Source organism: Streptomyces sp. 1114.5, assembly GCF_003635085.1.
Taxonomy (GTDB): domain Bacteria; phylum Actinomycetota; class Actinomycetes; order Streptomycetales; family Streptomycetaceae; genus Kitasatospora.
In genome coordinates this window covers 417,324-433,835 of the sequence record NZ_RBXE01000003.1, presented here as the reverse complement: position 1 = coordinate 433,835, position 16,512 = coordinate 417,324, and the positions used below count along the sequence as shown (strand labels likewise).

The following is a 16,512-nucleotide window of genomic DNA, read 5'->3' as shown; positions in this document are numbered from 1 at the left end:
CGGCCGGTCATTTCGTGTGCGAGTACAGGTGGAAAGGACCAACTCTTCTATGAACGACGTGATCGGCGGCCTCCCGTCGGGCTTCTCCGATTACTATCCGGAGCTCGCCCGCTACGGGGGTCTCACGGCCGCGTTCCTCGCGACCGCGGCCGAGCACGGCATCGACCTCGGCGACGAGTTGCGTGCTCCCGAGCCCGACTGGACGCCGACGGCCGCACAGTTCGACTCGCCGCGAGGAACGATGTGGGTAAACCTGTGGCTCGAAGAACGCGGGTTCAGCATCAAGCTGGGCAACAGCCGCGGAGGACACCCCTGGGCCGAAGGCGCGACCCCGGACATCGCCGAGGCCGCCGGGGTGCTCGCGGCATGGAAGCACGGCGCGACCCTCACCGAGCTTTCCGAGCGATTCCCGTTCATGACGTACACCAGGCTTAGCCAGGGGTACGAGGACGGGAATCCGGAAGCCGTGATGTGGGATCTACAAATCGGCGACCCGAAGTTCGAGGAGTACCGGGACCTCCTCATCGCACTGCGCGCCGAGCCGCAGCTCGCGCGGATGTTCCCGTTCTTCTCGATGTGGACGCTGCGGCTGGCGAAGGACGCCTACCGCGAAGAGCCGGGCGAACTGCTGATCCGGCAACAGGACGACGGCTCCTACCTCCTGTGGTCCTCTTCGGAAACCGAGGAGGACCAGCGGGAGTTCCGCCGGCTCGACGACCTGGTCGCCGCCGCAGCCGCCCTGCGGAACACCCTCTGAGCCACCGGATACGGCCTCCGCCTCACGGGCGGAGGCCGTATCCGTGTTCCCCCCAGGGCTGCTCCCAGTGGATGCGGCGCAGCCCGAGGTCGTCCAGCAGGTACGTCGCGTCGTCCCGGCGGATCGCATCGGTCGCGGCGATTGCTTCCAGAACACCTGAGCCGCGCCGCCGCTCGCCCGGGGTGGGGCGATGCGGCGGCGCGGCTCGCGGGGGCGGGCGTCAGAAGCTGGTGAGGCCGAGCTGCTGCACGCCGCCGGCCGGGTCGGTCCAGGCGCCGGCGAGACCGCCGTCCTTGACCACCGCATGACCGTCCGTCGTCAGGACACCCACCCGACCCGCCCCCTGATCCAGCTCGAAGGGGGACGCATCCCGGGGGGCGGAGGCAGTCCGTGGAGCCGCCCGTGGCTGGGGCGGCTCCGCCTGGTGTGCCGGGCTCAGGTGAGCAGTTCGACGCAGTCGTAGGCGAAACCGGGGCTGAGGAACTGCGAGCCGCTGCTGCCGGAGACGACGGTGATGGTGAGCGTGTTGGTGCCGGGCCGAAGGGCGGAGGCGGGGACGGTGAAGGAGTAGGTGTGGTTGCTGCCGCGGTAGGAGCCGACCGTGAGCGAGCGGGTGCTCGGTTCGGGGTGGGGCTGGGGGACGGGTGAGGTCCAGTCGTTGAGCCGGATCCGGGGGCGGGCGTTGAGGAAGGCGGTGGTGACGCCGATGTTGAGGGTGCGCGGTTGGGCGGCCTGCTCTGCCGTCAGGTCGAAGGTGACCCTCCTGCCGTCGTTGACGTCCCGCCACTGATAGGCGGGGAAGTCGGCGTCCCTGGACCGGCCCACGGTGAAGTCGCCGGTCCACGGCTCGGCGCGCACGTCCGAGGGGTGTGCGTGGGTGACCAGGTCGGCATTGCGGAAGCCCGCCGGGGTGCCGTCCCAGCGGCCGATGCGCCAGATCGCCGGAGCCCGGCCCGGGTCGTCGGCGGGGGTGAGGCCGATGGTGTGCAGGGCGGTGGTGCTGCCGGGCTCGACCGTCACGGAGCCGGTGCGGACGGCGAGTTCGCCCCGGTAGACCGTCCAGGTGTAGTCGCCGGGCAGCATCCGGCGGGCGATGTACGCGCCGCGGCCCGGTTCGGCGGTCGCCCAGTACTGCGCGTCGTCGTTGGCGAACCCGACGGTGTAGGCGAGCGCCGGGTTGCGACCCGAGATGCCCACCCCGGCCACGGCTCCGCGGTCGCCGTCGCCGACCCAGCCGTCCAGGCCGAGCCCGTCCACCCACGAGGTGTCGATGCGGTCGTGCCACAGCTCCGATGAGGGTGCGCCGCCGTCGGTGAAGGCGAGCACGTACGGCCCCTGGAGGCCGAAGCGCATCGGCTCGGTCTGGTTCTCGCCGTAGTAGAGGATCTCGTACAGGCCCGCGCCGTTGTCGTACGAGTGGCGCATCAGGGAGCGGTAGAACGGTCCGCCGGACGCTTTCTCGTGGTTGCTGCGCACCATCCACAGGCCGACGCCGGGCTTGCTCCAGCCCACGTACCGGTAGTCGACGACCCGTTGGTTGGAGTAGTGCTTGGACCGGGTGGTGCCGTCGGGTCGGCGGCGCACGTCCTGGGCCTCGATGAGGACGTCCCGGGTGGCGTCCCAGGAGTCGGGGTTGTCATTGGGGAAGAGGCCGGGGCGGACCCGCACGATGTAGCGGGTGACGGTGATCGAGTCGTCCGGCTTGTCGGTCCACAGATAGACGTTGTTCTCGCCCTGGCGTGCGGCGTAGTAGTGGCGCAGGGTGCCGTGGACCACGCTGATCAGGATGGTCCGGTCGAGTCGGGCGATGCTCACCGCGGACGGGCCGAGGCCGGATTCGACCTGGGAGTTCTGCCCGTTGTAGCCCTGGTACTCGACGCCTCGGTAGACCAGGGAGGTCAGGTCGCCGGTGCTCCTGCTGACCCGGAAGATCAGGTCGGCGCCGGTGTGCACGGTGTACTCGCGGCCGTCGTCGGTGTAGCCGAACGTGCCGCTCGCCGTGCTGCTCGCCGTGGTGGCGGCCTGTGCGCCGGACGGGCCGGCGCCGAGCGCCGCCCCGCCCAGGGCGATGCTCGCCGCCCCGGCCCGGAACAGGAACCGGCGGCGGCTTGGACGATGCTTGCTCATGCTGCGGTGCTTCCTTTTCGACGGGACCGGTGGGCGGCCCAACCAGGGCAGGGCCACCCGGAACGCGGCGTCGCGCTCTGCCTGTTGGTGGCCGCCCGGCCGTGAAAGGTTGCCCGCGTCGGAAAGTTTTCCGAGCCGCGTCCGAGCCCGACCACGCCCTGGATCCTGGCGATTTCCCTTGGCGATTCCCTTGGCGAGACGGGCGTCAGGCAACGGGCGAGCTGTACGTCGCGATCCGGCGCGACCCGGCGCGACCCGGCGCGACCCGGCGCGATTCGGTGCGATTCGGTGCGACCTTGCGCGACCACCGGGGCGGCATGAAGCTGCGGGAGATCGCGTCCCCGCACGACGTGTCGTGACGGTCGATCAGGAAGGCCGTCGACTCCGTCCGGCCGGCGTCGCGCGACGCCAGAACCCCGTGTCCCGATAGCGCCACCAGTACAGGGCAGTGCGATCGTCCGGCCACTCGGCCAGCGGAACCCCTCTGGGCTCGAAGCGGTCGCGCCCGGGGTCGATCGGGCGCCAGCTCGGGTCCATCGGCTCGTCGTCCTCAGGCAGGCGGACATGCTCCACAGACCGTTCCTCGCAAGCCCCGAAGGCCCGGTAGTTCTCCTGGGCCTCGATCAGCGAAGGTCGGTTTGCTCCGCCGGAGTAGTCCGGCCAGCGAAGCTGGATCGCGTCGTCCTCCCAGAAGCAGACCGGGCAGATCTCGTACGAGCCCGGCGGCCCGTCCATGGTCAGACGGCCACAGCACACGCAGGGGTACTTCAGGGTCACGCCCGTCATCCTGGCCCATCTCACCGGGAGGCCCAACTGGTTTCCCAGGGTTACCGGCGAGACCTGCACATGAGGGGCGTTCCGCTTGAACACCATGGCTGGCCCTGCGGCGCAGGAGCCGGCTCACCCGCGGCAGCCCCGCCGCGCGGCCTGGCCCCAAGCCGTTGATCCAGGTGCGGCCGGACGCCGGAACAGTTCCTGCATGGCCGGCACCCTGGTACTCCAGTGTCACTTCGTGATCTCGTTCCGGATTGTGACTGCGCAGGCTGCCGGCACTGGGTGCGATTCCCGTCACTACGGGCAGTGGCGGGTGGCGTTACTCGCTCCGGGTGGGCTCGGCCTGGAGCGCGGCCATGAACTGCAGGAGGCGTTCGTTGACCAGCTCGGGACGCTCCAGGTTGAGGCCGTGGCCGGCCCGCTGCACGATCTCGGCCTGAACGTTCGGGATCAGAGCGGTGACCCGCTTCAGCACCTGATGGGGTCGGAGCAGGGCACTGCGGCGTCCGAGCAGGACGAGGGTGGGCAGCTGGATCGAGCTCAGTTCCTCGTTGGTGAACGGTCTGGCCCCAGGGCGCGTGTTCGGCTTGTAGGTCCGCATGCCCAGCATCAGCGGAGCGATCATCTCGGGCGGTGAGCTCAGGGCGGGGTTGGCGAGCAGGCACCCAAGGGCGGGGCGAAGCGGGCGTGGGGCGAGCATTCCGAACAGCCCGCCGATCATGTGCGCGTAGAACCGTGCGGGGACCTTCTCGATCCCGCCGGGGTCCAGCGGGATGATCGAGGCGAGGCGTTCGGGTGCGTGAATGGCCTGGTTGAGGGCCAGCCATCCGCCGTAGGACAGGCCGACCAGGTGGACGCGCTCCAGCCCGAGTCCGGCGAGGACCTCGCCGAGCCAGGCCGCGTTGTCCTTGGAGTCGGCCGCGATGGCGCGTTGCACGCTGCGGCCGGGGTCGTCCAGCGTGTCGATGGCGTAGACCGGGTGATTCTCACCGAGGGCGGCGACCTGCGGATACCAGTTGGAAGCGTGTCCGGCGTGGCCGTGCAGGAGGACGATCGGCTCGCCGCTCCGGGCCCCGTAGCGGTGGACATGGACGGTGCCGTAGCCGGTTTCGATGTCCAGTTCCTCGCGCGGGCTCGGCCACAGCTCCATGGCGCGGTCGTACGCCTCCAGGAACTTCCCGCGGGCTTCCTCGCTGACGAAGCGTCCGACACTCGTTCTGGTCATGGTCCCTCCCGGCACGCGAAACTGCAGGACTTGATGGTATGTTTGTACCATAAAAGAGTGTGGAGGGAACCGAATGCCGAAGCTGGTGGACCATGACGAGCGACGGGCGCAGATCATCGACGCCTTGCTCCGCGCGGCGGCGGACACCGGGCTGCACGCCGTCACCATGCGGTCCGTGGCCATCGAGGCGGGCATCTCGGTGCGGCTCGTGCAGTACTACTTCGACACCAAGGAGCAGCTGCTGCTCGCCGCACTCCGCCGCCTGACGGAACGCATGGGAGAGCGAGTCCGCGACCGGGTGAGGACGGCCGGCTCCTCGCCGACTCCGCGCGACATCGTCGAGGCGGTCCTGCTCGAAGCCGTCCCGTCCGACGAGGAGAGCCGGATCTTCCACCTCGTCTACACCGAGTACGCGGTGCTTTCCGTCACCGACACCGCCCTCGGTGGCCGGCCGTTCCTCGCGGCACCCAACGAGATGGAAGGATTCCTCGTCAGCCAGCTCGAAGCCGCCCAGCTGGCCGGGGACGCCGATCCGCGCCTGGACGCCGGACAGGAGGCCGTCGTCCTCCTGGCTGTCTCTGCCGGCCTCGGCCTGAGCGTTCTGCTCGGCCAGCGCACGGCAGATGACGCGACTACCGTCCTGCACTACCACCTCGGCCGGCTCTTTCCCGCCTCGTGAGCCCCATCACCCACGAGGGCTGATTCAGGACGCCAGCCCTCCACTGGTCGGCGTCCGCACCAGCGGCCATGGCCACCGCGTGATCATCAAGTGGTGTGGACTCATGAAGATCGCGTGGTAGCTGCGGCTCACAACACGGACACCGCTCGCCGGCCGGCGATGTTCGACCAGGCCATGGCCCGGACCGCGGGCCGGTTCAAGCGGGTGGAGCCGCGAGCGACGGCTTGGTGCGGCCGGCTTCGGCGAGGACCTCGACCTCACCGCCGGGCCCGTCACTCCCTCCCCATAAGCCCCTTCAAGGACCACTTCTTCTTCTGCCGCTGCTCGGTGGCGGTTGAGTTGCGGGCGTGCCACAGGGGCGAGCCGACGGCCGGCTCCAGGAAGCCAGGGGTCGAGTCGTCGGCCTCCTGCACCAAGCACACGATGTACCTGTCGCCGTTGTTCGCGTGTCGGTATTCGGTGAACAGAGACCGTCCCAAAGCGCCGTGGGGAAGGCCCTTGCCTTCGCGCTCGGAGACGACGGTGTAGGCACGTTGCATGTTCAGATCCTTGAAGGGGCCCTCCGAATCCAGGGCGCCTCTGCCGGGCGTGAGCACGGCGTCGTGCTCCTCGCACGCAAGCCGGAAGAGCCCCATCATGTCGTCGCCGTCAGGCTGGGCACCGCTGAACAGAATGAGAACTTTGCTGAGTCGACGCTGCGTTGTCCCCACTGAACGCCCTCACCTTTTTGTTCCGGCACTACAACGTAGTTGACGTGACGTCAGCACTCCGATCCTGTGTTGTGGTGATGTGACCCGAGGATCACCTGATGCACAACGAATCACCTTGTGGGGCGTTGGACCGCGGCCACCTTGGACCTCGCCGCGATCAAGGCCCACGCTGACCGCGAACACAGTGGCAAGGGCCTGGAGTTCGTCGCCAAGGGCGGCAGGAAGATCCGGCTGCGCCGCATCACTGCGCCCCGTGGCGACCTGAAGGCCGCGTTCGCGCTGATGAACCTCGTGCGGTCCGGCCAGGTTCGAGCCGGTCGGTCGCGTGAGAGGGTCGGGAGCGCAACTCGTACGCGCGTGAGGAGACTGCCGTGGAGTGGGAGACGTTCGGCCGGCGGAAGGTCTACGGCAGCCCTTGGGTCGAGGTGTGGCTGGAGGACGTCGAGGTGCCCGGTATCGGCCGGATCGACCACCACGTCGTCCGCTACCCGCGTGCGTCGACCAGCGCCGTCGTCACCGACGACCAGGGCCGGTTCCTCCTCCTCCACCGCCACCGGTTCATCACCGGCCGCTGGGGCTGGGAGGTGCCGGCCGGCTGGGCCGAGCCCGGCGAGGAGCCGGCGGCCGCGATCACCCGCGAGGTCGAGGAGGAGACCGGCTGGCGGCCCGGCCGCGTCGAGCTGCTGACCGAGTACGACGCCATGGCCGGCATCTCGGACGCCCACTTCCGCTGCTACCACGTCACCGGCTGCACCCGGGTGGGCCCTCCGGAGGACACCTCCGAGGCGACCCGGGTCGAATGGATCCCGGAGGCCGAGGTGGTCAAGCTCCTCGTGAACGGTGACGTAGCGGACGGCCCGTCGCACGCCGCGCTCTCCTACTACCTGGGACCGCACCGGCTCGCCGGCCGCCGGGGCACGGAGCTGGGCTGACCCGGGGGCGGCGTCCCTGCCGCGCTCCCCGCACCTGCGGGGGCCAGGTCAGCCGAGATCGACGACGAAGGCCGAAAGGGTCAGCTCGCCCGCGCGTCGGCTGTGCTGCCGCCCGACCGGCGGCAGACTCGGAATCCCGAGCTCGGAGCGGAGCGCGCCATGTCCGTCGAACGGTTGCTGGCAGAGTCAGGCCTGACGCTTCCCCCGGCGGCGCAGGCACCCCCAGGGCTGGAGCTGCCCTTCGTATGGGTCCGTGTCCACGGCAACCGTGCCTACGCCTCCGGACACGGTGCCCTCGGGCCCGACGGGACGCCGGCCGGCCCGTACGGGCGGGTGCCGAGCCAGGTCACGCTTGAGGAGGCCCAGGAGTCGGCCCGCCTGGCGACCCTGTCCCTGCTCGGCGACCTCCGCCGGGCCCTGGGCGACCTGGGCCGGATCACCGCCTGGCTCAGCATCAGCGGCTTCGTGAACGCCGATCCGGGTTTTCCGGGAACCACCCGCGTCCTCAACCCGTGCTCCGACCTGGTGCTGTCCCTCTTCGGCCCCGAAGCCGGCGCCCACGCCCGCACCGCGATCGGCGTGAACGCCCTGCCGCTCGACCTGCCGGTCATCATCGCGGCCGAGGTCGAGATCGCTGGCTGAGCGCGCGGGAGGGGGATGGCGGCTGCCGGGGTGGGTCGGACGGTGGGTCGGTGGGTTGACCGGCCGGTGGGTCGACCAGCCGGTGGGTCGGCTGGCCGGTAGGTCGGCTGGCCGGTAGGTCGGCTGGCCGGTTCGCTGTTCGGGGATCCGGCCGGAGGCTCACGAAGTGACCGGAAATGGGGGTGTGCGGGCGCAGTCCGGGGAGTGACAGTTCTGACAGTCGCGGGTTGGCGGAGTCGTGGAGACCGGCACTACGCGGCGCTCTCGGCTCCCGAGGAAGGACGTCAGTTGACCACGGCACACCGGACCGAGCCGACGGCGGAGCGCACGAGCAGCAGCCGACACCTGCTGCCGGAGGAAGAGTTCGCCAGCGTCGTACGTCTGATCCAGCGCGACAACCACGGCATCGACGAGCCACACGCCGTACGGATCGCCGACGAGGCCATCAAGTTCGTCGTGGCGGCGGCCACGCATCCCGGGCGCCTGATGCGCCCGTCCAGGGCCGGGGACATGGGGTGGCACGCGCTCCTCCTGCACACGTCTCTGTACCGTGCGCTGTGCAGCTCCGCGGGCCGGTTCGTGGACCACTACCCGGACGAGCCCGGAACCAGGCCGGTCCCCACGCAGGGGCACCGCTACGCGCTGGACGCCATCCGGGCCGCGGGATTCGAGCCGGACCTGAGCCTGTGGCCATCTCACCACGGTGACTGCGGTGACTGCGGAGGCTGCGGAGGCGGCTGCGGCAGTTGTGGCAGCGGCGGCGACTGCGGCCAGCGGCCGTAAGTCGCGATCCGTCCCGTCTGGGGCCGACCCGCAGGATGTGGTCCGGCCGCGGGGAGGAGAGGGGACGAGTCGAGCATCGAGGCGCGTACGTCAGGGGCCTATGCGTGCGCCGGGCTCGCCGGTCGGCGCCGTGACCGCCCGGGCCAGGACGTGGCCGCGGATGACGAGTTGAGGCAGGGCGATCGTGGAGTCGTCGTCCACACCCAGGTCCGCACCGACTCCACGTCCAGCGCGTGTACGGCGGTGTAGTAGTGGTGCAGCCCGGTGCCCGCGGCCGGGGCCGGGGCCGGGGCCGCTCCGATGTACCCGACGGTACCGGCGTCATTCTTCAGCTGGAACGCCGCGCCCGGCAGCGTCGCGTCCGGATCACCAGAGCGGGGCGGCAGGTCGGTGACGTCCGCGGGAACGTCGACAGCCCCAGGGCCAGAAGCCACTCGGGGTCGGCGCGTCCGGGTCGGTGATCGTCACCGCGAAGCTCTTCGTGCCGGCCGGCGCACCGGACCAGGACAGCTACGGCGAGGCGTCATGGCCGCCGGGAGCCCTGAGGATGCCGCTGTAGTGCTCGTCGGCGGTACGGCGTGCCGTCGCGGGAGTCCGCACTGGTCAGCGTGAACGACGCCATCTGCGGGTCGAGCAGGGCGTACGGGTTGGCGGACATTCCTGACTCCATGCCCACTCAACGGTCACGGGACTGGGAACTGGCTGGCGGCTGACGGGTGATGGCTGTACGTCGGCTCGCTACTCCCCGTCGCGCACGAGCCCCATTCAGTTCCGGACGCACCCGTGGCGCAACAGGGAGGGCCCGATCAAGGCTCCTGGCTCAGCGACGACGTCACCGCGCCTGACGGCGATCGACGACGGGAGAGCACCGGGATCCTCCCCGGGGGCGCCCCCCTGCATTGACGTTGCGGCACCCGGCCGTCACGTGTGTGCAGATCAGCAGGCAGCCGAGTCTTCCGGACAGCGGACGGAAGTGCCGAGCAGCGGGAATTGACTTTCCCACGTGTGACTCCGCAGCAATGGCCGGCTGCCGCACAGATCGACCTGGGCTCTGGCAAGCGGGAGGCTACGTCCCGTCGCAACGTCACCGGCACATGGGACGATGTCCCCGGCTCTTTGACACCTCAACAGACCGGCTGCTGCACACGCTCGCTTGGCATCACGCCAGATTTGGCAAAGAAACAGCAAAGTCACCGCATCGCCCAAGGTCAGAAAGGGTCCTCCCCGCGCCAGCGGGGGTCAGCCACCACGATCAACCTGGGCTCGGGTTTCCAGACGTCCTCCCCGCGCCAGCGGGGGTCAGCCGTAGATGGTGTAGCCGCGGGCGCGGAGGGTGGCGTCCTCCCCGCGCCAGCGGGGGTCAGCCGGCGATCGCGGATTCGTTCCGGGTTGCGCCGAGGTCCTCCCCGCGCCAGGGGGGGTCAGCCGAGGACGGCGACGGCCAGGGCGACGCCGACGATGTCCTCCCCGCGCCAGCGGGGGTCAGCCGCAGCCGAGTTCATTGCCGACGACGTGCAGTGCGTCCTCCCCGCGCCAGCGGGGGTCAGCCGAGGGCCGAGGCGTCCGGGGCGCCGGCGTCCAGGTCCTCCCCGCGCCAGCGGGGGTCAGCCGACCGTCTTGGTGAGGGTACGTTGCTGGAATGCGTCCTCCCCGCGCCAGCGAGGGTCAGCCGTTCACCAACCGGTTCGATGTGACGACGATCTTGTCCTCCCCGCGCCAGCGGGGGTCAGCCGCTTCAGATCCCGAAGGACATCCGTGAACGCCTGTCCTCCCCGCGCCAGCGGGGGTCAGCCGACCTTCTTCGCGTACTCGGAGTCTCGAATGACGTCCTCCCCGCGCCAGCGGGGGTCAGCCGAATGCCCCGGACGGTGCTGGCCCCGCGCGCAAGTCCTCCCCGCGCCAGCGGGGGTCAGCCGCTTCCGAGCTGCCACGGCACCCCGAGGGGTCGGTCCTCCCCGCGCCAGCGGGGGTCAGCCGTGACACGTGTCGTGGGTATGCCGGACAGTTACGTCCTCCCCGCGCCAGCGGGGGTCAGCCGACGTACACCCGCCACTTCGACGTGGAGAGCAGGTCCTCCCCGCGCCAGCGGGGGTCAGTCGCAACAGCGTGCCCTGCCGCATGTTTCGGTGGAGTCCTCCCCGCGCCAGCGGGGGTCAGCCGGACATGGCTCACCCGTTCCAGTACCCCGGACGGTCCTCCCCGCGCCAGCGGGGGTCAGCCGGACGACCGCATCCACCTCGTCCAGATCGCCCAGTCCTCCCCGCGCCAGCGGGGGTCAGCCGTTGGAACGCGCGGTGGGCCGCGGGCCGACTCGGTCCTCCCCGCGCCAGCGGGGGTCAGCCACGTCCTGCACCCCCCAGACGTCCCCGGCGCTCGTCCTCCCCGCGCCAGCGGGGGTCAGCCGGCGCGGGCGCTGGCGGGCGGCACGGTGATGTAGTCCTCCCCGCGCCAGCGGGGGTCAGCCGCCCTCGATCTCGCGGCCGATCTCGGCGTCCTCGTCCTCCCCGCGCCAGCGGGGGTCAGCCGCGGCCCGGCCCGTCCGGGCTGTGAGACTTGTGGTCCTCCCCGCGCCAGCGGGGGTCAGCCGCGCCTGGGCCTGGTGCAGGGCAAGGGCCAGGAGTCCTCCCCGCGCCAGCGGGGGTCAGCCGCCGCGCGAGCTGCGCGGAGCCTGCGGAGAGGCGTCCTCCCCCGCGCCAGCGCGGTCAGCCGCGCCCTGACCTGGTCGAGTGCGACGACTTCGAGTCCTCCCCGCGCCAGCGGGGTCAGTCGTCGGAAATGCGTGATCCTCCCTTGGATCGTCAGTCCTCCCCGCCAGCGAGGGGTAAGCCGCCGGAGAACATCATCCCCGGCCGTGGAGCTAGGGACGGTTCGCGAGGCCGTCGCCCTGGCGCTGGGTGGCCGGGCCGGTACCCGGCTCGCCGAGCACCTGGCGGTCGGGACCGGCCGGGACATCCAGATACGCCTGATCCGCTCGCTGCCGGACCCGCTCACCGGACGGGTCCGGGTGCTCGGCGTCGACGATTTCGCCCTTCGCAAGGGCCACGACTACGGCACGGTCCTGGTCGACATCGAGGCCGCCGTCCCGTCGAGGTCCTGCCCGAGCGGTGCGCCGATGCCCTGGCGGAGCGGCTCACCGAGCATCCCGGCGTCGACATGCTCTGCCGCGACCGGCCCGCTACTACGCAGATGGGGCTGACCGGGCGCCGGCACGGCGACGCAGGTCGCGCACAGGCTTCACCTCTGGCAGAACCTCGGCGAGACGGCCGAACGGCTGGTCGCCCGCCCGTGCCCGCTGTGGGTCCCGCCCATGCCAGAGAAGGGGCGGGTGGTACTGCCCGACGGACTGCGGGCTCGGCGCACCCGCGAGCGTCACTCCGCGGTCCACGCGCTGATGGGCAAGGGCATGGCGCCGAGCCAGATCGTCGCCGAGCTGGTTCTGAACCCGACCGAAGACCGTGCGGACGTTCATGAGGGCCGCCACGGCCGACGGGTTGATCGGCGATCGCCTCGCCGGCTGCCAGAGCAGCCTGGACGGCCACGCCGCCTACCTGATCGCACGCTTCAACGAGGGCTGCACCAGCGCCGACCCGCCTCCACCGAGAACTCGCCGAACGCGGCCTGACCGTCAGCGAGCGCGCCGAGGCCGCCCGCAACACGCTCGCCGCGCTCGACCGCCTGGCCCGAAACCGGCCCCGTGCCTCGGTCGACCTCGGTATGCCGATCATCCCCGGGAGCGCTGATGAACACTTCGCCCAGTAGGGAAGGACGCTAGGCGTTGATCCAATCGTCGGTGACGCACGCAGTCTCGAAGTGCCACCAGCCATCGGCTACTCCATGAACCAGCAGCGACTTTATGCCTGCGAGGTCCCAACTCACCGGCACGTTGAACGCCACCAGCGGGAGATCGTCACTGAAGACCGAGCCCTGCACCACAAGGTCGCCGAGCGCGCCGCCGACCGCACTCCGGTGGCCGAGCACCGTTGACCGTGGACTGCAGAACAGGCACCGTTGACCCGGCACCGCTGATCATGCACCGTACCCGACCCGTTCGAACTCCTCGAAGGATCAGGACATGAACAGATCTTCCCTCGACCGCCGTTCACTCCTGCGCTACGGCACCGGCGTCGTGGCCGCGGCCGGGCTCGCCGCCGTCGCCGAGGTCGGCCTCGCCCGGCCCGCGGCGGCCTACGGGTGGCCCGGCTCGCTCGGCCAGGGCTCCTCCGGTGCCGCCGTCGCCGAGCTGCAGATCCGCGTCGCGGGGTGGGCCGCCGACGCCGCGTCCCAGACGTACGTGGCCGTGGACGGCTCCTTCGGGCCCGGCACCGCCGCCGCGGTACGCCGGTTCCAGGCTGCGTACGGCCTGAGCGCCGACGGCGTTGCCGGACCGCAGACCTTCGGCGTGCTCAACTCCCTGGAGAAGTCGGACGGTTCCACCTCCCACTTCGACTGGTCGGAGTTCACCAGCCACGACGGCTCGGGCTTCGGCGGCGGCAACGTGGGCTCCGGCGAGGTGCGGGAGAACGTACGCCGCACCATGTACAAGCTGGAGGCGCTGCGGAAGAAGGCGGGCGGCCGCGCGATCACCATCAACTCCGGCTTCCGCAGCACCGCGTACAACGCCCAGGTCGGCGGTGCGTCGAACTCCATGCACACCTACGGGGTCGCTGCCGACATCGCGGTCTCCGGCCTGTCCACGCTCTCCGTCTACCGGATCGCCGAGACCTGCGGCTTCTCCGGCCTGGAGACCTACACCGTCTCGTGGCAGCACGTGGACAGCCGGGTCGAGCACGGCAACTACGGCTCGGGCTTCTGGTGGTGGCAGGACGGCGTCGCGTAGCGGCGCCCCGGGCCCGGCCGGGCGTGCGGCCGAACCGGGAGGTGTTCGGCCGCATCGGTGGCAGTGGCGGGCGTGAGCGGAAGGCAGCGTGCACGTCGGCTCCGTCCCGCGTCCGCTGGGCTGGGCTGGGCTGGAGAGATGAGAAAGCTCTGGGAAGGGGAGGCGGGCTGGTTGCCCGCCTCCCCGGCGGCTTCAGCCATGCCGCGAGGTCAGCCACCCAGGTGGACGGGTTCACTGATCGGCGCCTGCTCGGTCCAGTCGAACGTCTCCTTGAAGGTGGCGCCGGGAATCGGTGACTTGAAGGTTGTGGCCCGCGTCCGCGTCGGGATCTCGGTTGCCGAGTTTCAGTCGGAGGCGTCAGGGAGGGCCCCATCGGGGCTTTTGGCTCCTGGCTCGACGACGCGCGAGCGCGCCGGATGACGGCTGACGATGGCGGCAGTGCCGGGGGCGGGGGCACACCTCTTTGCATCGGCCTTGCGGCACACGACCGTTCGTGCGCCGGTCAGCAGACGGGCGGATTTCCGGGTGGCGGGCGGAGGAACTGAGCAGCGGGGACCGGCTCTCCTGTAGGTGGCTCCGCCCCACCGGTGCCGCGGGAACGGGCCGGGGCTCTGCCGGAACGGCGGGCTCAGTTCCTCTGGGGGCAGCTATTGCCTCGTCACAGCGTCACCGGCCCGTGGCACGATGTCCCAGGCTCTTTGACACCTCAACAGACCGGCTGCTGCACAAGCTCACTTGCACCACGCCACATTTGGCAAAGAAACAGCAAAGCCGCCGCATCGCCCAAGGTCAGAAAGGGGTTCTCCCCGCGCCAGCGGGGGTCAGCCGAACTCCGGCGTCAGTTTCGCCCTTGCCCGGGCGTTCTCCCCGCGCCAGCGGGGGTCAGCCGGGGCGATTCGTCGGCCGGGTACTCACCGGCGGGTTCTCCCCGCGCCAGCGGGGGTCAGCCACCGGTGTAGTGCCGCATCACGACCTGGTAGCCGGTTCTCCCCGCGCTAGCGGGGGTCAGCCGGCCTGCACGATGTCGATCTCGCTGGACTTCGGGTTCTCCCCGCGCCAGCGGGGGTCAGCCGCCGGACTGGAGCACGAACGCCTGGACGTTCGCGGTCTCCCCGCGCCAGCGGGGGTCAGCCGCGGTCGGCCTCGGCACGCGGGGATGCGTTCTCCCCGCGCCAGCGGGGGTCAGCCGACGCTCTGGATGCATTCCAAGGTCGGCGTGTGGTTCTCCCCGCGCCAGCGGGGGTCAGCCGCCCCAGGGGCACGTTCCGGTGAAACTGAATCGGTTCTCCCCGCGCCAGCGGGGGTCAGCCGGCCGGCGGCGGCCCTCTGCCGGTTGGTCTGTTCTCCCCGCGCCAGCGGGGGTCAGCCGCCCCAGGGGCACGTTCCGGTGAAACTGAATCGGTTCTCCCCGCGCCAGCGGGGGTCAGCCGAACCACACCCATGCCCGAACCCGCCCCACCAAGTTCTCCCCGCGCCAGCGGGGGTCAGCCGTCGAACATGGTCGTCACGTGGTGGATGCCGGTGTTCTCCCCGCGCCAGCGGGGGTCAGCCGCCACCGGACCCGCAGCCGCAGCCGCAGCAGCCGTTCTCCCCGCGCCAGCGGGGGTCAGCCGATCCTTGACGCCGTGGCCGCCTCCATCGCGGAGTTCTCCCCGCGCCAGCGGGGGTCAGCCGCGGCCATGATCGATGATCGCCAGCTCGCCGAAGTTCTCCCCGCGCCAGCGGGGGTCAGCCGGTGTCGGAGATCTGCACGATGTCAGTTCCCACGTTCTCCCCGCGCCAGCGGGGGTCAGCCGTCTCCGGGCAGCGTGGCGCCGATCGGGATGTGGTTCTCCCCGCGCCAGCGGGGGTCAGCCGCCGGGCCCTCAGCTCGTCCGGGGTCTGGTTGCGTTCTCCCCGCGCCAGCGGGGGTCAGCCGTTGTTCGAGCAGCAGTTGGCCGCCGCCGTCCAGTTCTCCCCGCGCCAGCGGGAGTCAGCCAGCGCGAGCGGCCGACCCACCCGGGCCTGGTCGGTTCTCCCCGCGCCAGCGGGGGTCAGCCGACGAGATCAGCCCGCTGCAGCGCGTCGAGTGGGTTCTCCCCGCGCCAGCGGGGGTCAGCCGTACTTCCGGAGCGCAGCGAGGATCACCACGGCGTTCTCCCCGCGCCAGCGGGGGTCAGCCGCCAGTCGATCGCGTCGCGGAGGCCGGTGAGCAGTTCTCCCCGCGCCAGCGGGGGTCAGCCGACCGACCTTCTGACGGTGTGTCTGCCGTTGGAGTTCTCCCCGCGCCGGCGGGGGTCAGCCGCTGGCCGCCGACGGCGAGCGCTACCAGGACCTGTTCTCCCCGCGCCAGCGGGGGTCAGCCGGCGCTGCTGGTGATCGGCCTGCACGCGGACCGGTTCTCCCCGCGCCAGCGGGGGTCAGCCGGGAGACCTGCGGTTCTGCCTGGCCGAATACGAGTTCTCCCCGCGCCAGCGGGGGTCAGCCGTCGCCGGGCAGTTCCATCGGTTCCACTCCTTCGTTCTCCCCGCGCCAGCGGGGGTCAGCCGCCCCGGCGCCCCTCCGCCGCCGGGGCCGCCCGGTTCTCCCCGCGCCAGCGGGGGTCAGCCGATCTCAGACGCCGCGGCCACGTGTTCTCCCCGCGCCAGCGGGGGTCAGCCGATGCTCTGGTTCGCCATGGTGATGGCGCCGGTGTTCTCCCCGCGCCAGCGGGGGTCAGCCGCCGGATCTGGCGCGAGTCGTTCGCGCTGGTCAGTTCTCCCCGCGCCAGCGGGGGTCAGCCGGCCGATGCCGGAAGGGCAGAGTCTGCACCCGGGTTCTCCCCGCGCCAGCCGGGGTCAGCCGCCCGAGCACAACACGCTCTTCTGCACCCGGAAGTTCTCCCCGCGCCAGCGGGGGTCAGCCGGTGATCGCGGAGTTGACGCCCGCGAGGATGACGTTCTCCCCGCGCCAGCGGGGGTCAGCCATCCTGACAACCAGGTCTGAGGAGGGAGTTGGGGTTCTCCCCGCGCCAGCGGGGGTCAGCCGGTGATCTCGGTTTCGTGCTGGGCGTCCATGCCGTTCTCCC

14 protein-coding genes, 1 pseudogene and 2 CRISPR repeat arrays (1 of these 17 cut by a window edge) are annotated in these 16,512 nt (G+C 71.0%); of the genes and pseudogenes, 7 read left to right on the top strand and 8 right to left on the bottom strand.

Features of this window, described 5'->3' with window-relative positions; translation table 11 throughout:
• The first annotated feature begins 58 nt into the window (after positions 1-58).
• Complete coding sequence (locus BX285_RS33360) at positions 59-757, top strand: hypothetical protein (protein WP_147465277.1); 699 nt, start codon at positions 59-61, stop codon at positions 755-757.
• Between the two features lie 435 nt (positions 758-1,192).
• On the opposite strand, the gene BX285_RS33355 is transcribed toward BX285_RS33360, so the two are convergent.
• The 3 genes from BX285_RS33355 to BX285_RS33345 form a co-directional block, all read right to left on the bottom strand.
• A complete protein-coding gene (locus tag BX285_RS33355) occupies positions 1,193-2,884 on the bottom strand; it encodes a rhamnogalacturonan lyase B N-terminal domain-containing protein (RefSeq protein WP_121179346.1) in 1,692 nt (563 codons plus the stop codon).
• Between the two features lie 366 nt (positions 2,885-3,250).
• Positions 3,251-3,670, bottom strand: a complete 420-nt coding sequence (locus tag BX285_RS33350) for a CPCC family cysteine-rich protein (RefSeq protein WP_121179566.1) — start codon at positions 3,668-3,670, stop codon at positions 3,251-3,253.
• Between the two features lie 307 nt (positions 3,671-3,977).
• On the bottom strand, positions 3,978-4,883 hold the full coding sequence (locus BX285_RS33345; protein ID WP_259470948.1) for an alpha/beta fold hydrolase: 906 nt from the start codon (positions 4,881-4,883) through the stop codon (positions 3,978-3,980).
• Between the two features lie 73 nt (positions 4,884-4,956).
• Here BX285_RS33345 and BX285_RS33340 point away from each other — a divergent pair, with 73 nt between their 5' ends.
• Complete coding sequence (locus BX285_RS33340) at positions 4,957-5,562, top strand: TetR/AcrR family transcriptional regulator (protein WP_121179345.1); 606 nt, start codon at positions 4,957-4,959, stop codon at positions 5,560-5,562.
• A gap of 272 nt (positions 5,563-5,834) precedes the next feature.
• On the opposite strand, the gene BX285_RS33335 is transcribed toward BX285_RS33340, so the two are convergent.
• The gene (locus tag BX285_RS33335; protein WP_121179344.1) at positions 5,835-6,272 is read right to left on the bottom strand and encodes a hypothetical protein; all 438 of its coding nucleotides are present in this window, start codon (positions 6,270-6,272) and stop codon (positions 5,835-5,837) included.
• 371 nt (positions 6,273-6,643) lie between these two features.
• Here BX285_RS33335 and BX285_RS33330 point away from each other — a divergent pair, with 371 nt between their 5' ends.
• From BX285_RS33330 to BX285_RS33320, 3 genes are all read left to right on the top strand, one after another.
• Positions 6,644-7,204, top strand: a complete 561-nt coding sequence (locus BX285_RS33330) for an NUDIX hydrolase (RefSeq protein ID WP_121179343.1) — start codon at positions 6,644-6,646, stop codon at positions 7,202-7,204.
• Positions 7,205-7,363: 159 nt separating this feature from the next.
• Positions 7,364-7,846 (top strand): RidA family protein, encoded by a 483-nt coding sequence (locus tag BX285_RS33325; protein WP_097240541.1) that lies wholly within the window; start codon positions 7,364-7,366, stop codon positions 7,844-7,846.
• 288 nt (positions 7,847-8,134) lie between these two features.
• Entirely contained in the window at positions 8,135-8,629 is a 495-nt protein-coding gene (locus BX285_RS33320; RefSeq protein WP_121179342.1) for a hypothetical protein, read from the top strand.
• 272 nt (positions 8,630-8,901) lie between these two features.
• Here the strand turns inward: BX285_RS33320 and BX285_RS39385 are convergent.
• The 3 genes and pseudogenes from BX285_RS39385 to BX285_RS39375 form a co-directional block, all read right to left on the bottom strand.
• Positions 8,902-9,015 (bottom strand): annotated as a pseudogene (locus tag BX285_RS39385) (YbhB/YbcL family Raf kinase inhibitor-like protein); the annotation flags it as partial.
• Positions 8,996-9,097 carry a hypothetical protein gene (locus tag BX285_RS39380; protein ID WP_310794274.1) on the bottom strand — a complete coding sequence of 34 codons (102 nt, stop codon included), beginning with the start codon at positions 9,095-9,097 and terminating at the stop codon, positions 8,996-8,998. The pseudogene BX285_RS39385 and the gene BX285_RS39380, both read right to left, overlap by 20 nt.
• Positions 9,098-9,152: 55 nt before the next feature.
• Positions 9,153-9,287 (bottom strand): hypothetical protein, encoded by a 135-nt coding sequence (locus BX285_RS39375; RefSeq protein ID WP_310794273.1) that lies wholly within the window; start codon positions 9,285-9,287, stop codon positions 9,153-9,155.
• A gap of 559 nt (positions 9,288-9,846) precedes the next feature.
• A CRISPR array of direct repeats spans positions 9,847-11,459; the repeat unit is 29 nt; unit sequence GTCCTCCCCGCGCCAGCGGGGGTCAGCCG.
• 21 nt (positions 11,460-11,480) lie between these two features.
• Here BX285_RS39375 and BX285_RS33310 point away from each other — a divergent pair.
• Positions 11,481-11,825, top strand: a complete 345-nt coding sequence (locus BX285_RS33310; RefSeq protein WP_121179341.1) for a hypothetical protein — start codon at positions 11,481-11,483, stop codon at positions 11,823-11,825.
• A gap of 572 nt (positions 11,826-12,397) precedes the next feature.
• Here the strand turns inward: BX285_RS33310 and BX285_RS33305 are convergent.
• Positions 12,398-12,607: a DUF4265 domain-containing protein gene (locus BX285_RS33305; protein ID WP_121179340.1), complete on the bottom strand. Its 210-nt coding sequence runs from the start codon at positions 12,605-12,607 to the stop codon at positions 12,398-12,400.
• A gap of 94 nt (positions 12,608-12,701) precedes the next feature.
• On the opposite strand from BX285_RS33305, the gene BX285_RS33300 reads away from it, so the two are divergent.
• Positions 12,702-13,466, top strand: a complete 765-nt coding sequence (locus tag BX285_RS33300; RefSeq protein WP_121179339.1) for a D-Ala-D-Ala carboxypeptidase family metallohydrolase — start codon at positions 12,702-12,704, stop codon at positions 13,464-13,466.
• A 799-nt stretch (positions 13,467-14,265) separates the two neighbouring features.
• A CRISPR array of direct repeats spans positions 14,266-16,512; the repeat unit is 28 nt; unit sequence GTTCTCCCCGCGCCAGCGGGGGTCAGCC (it continues 203 nt past the right edge of the window).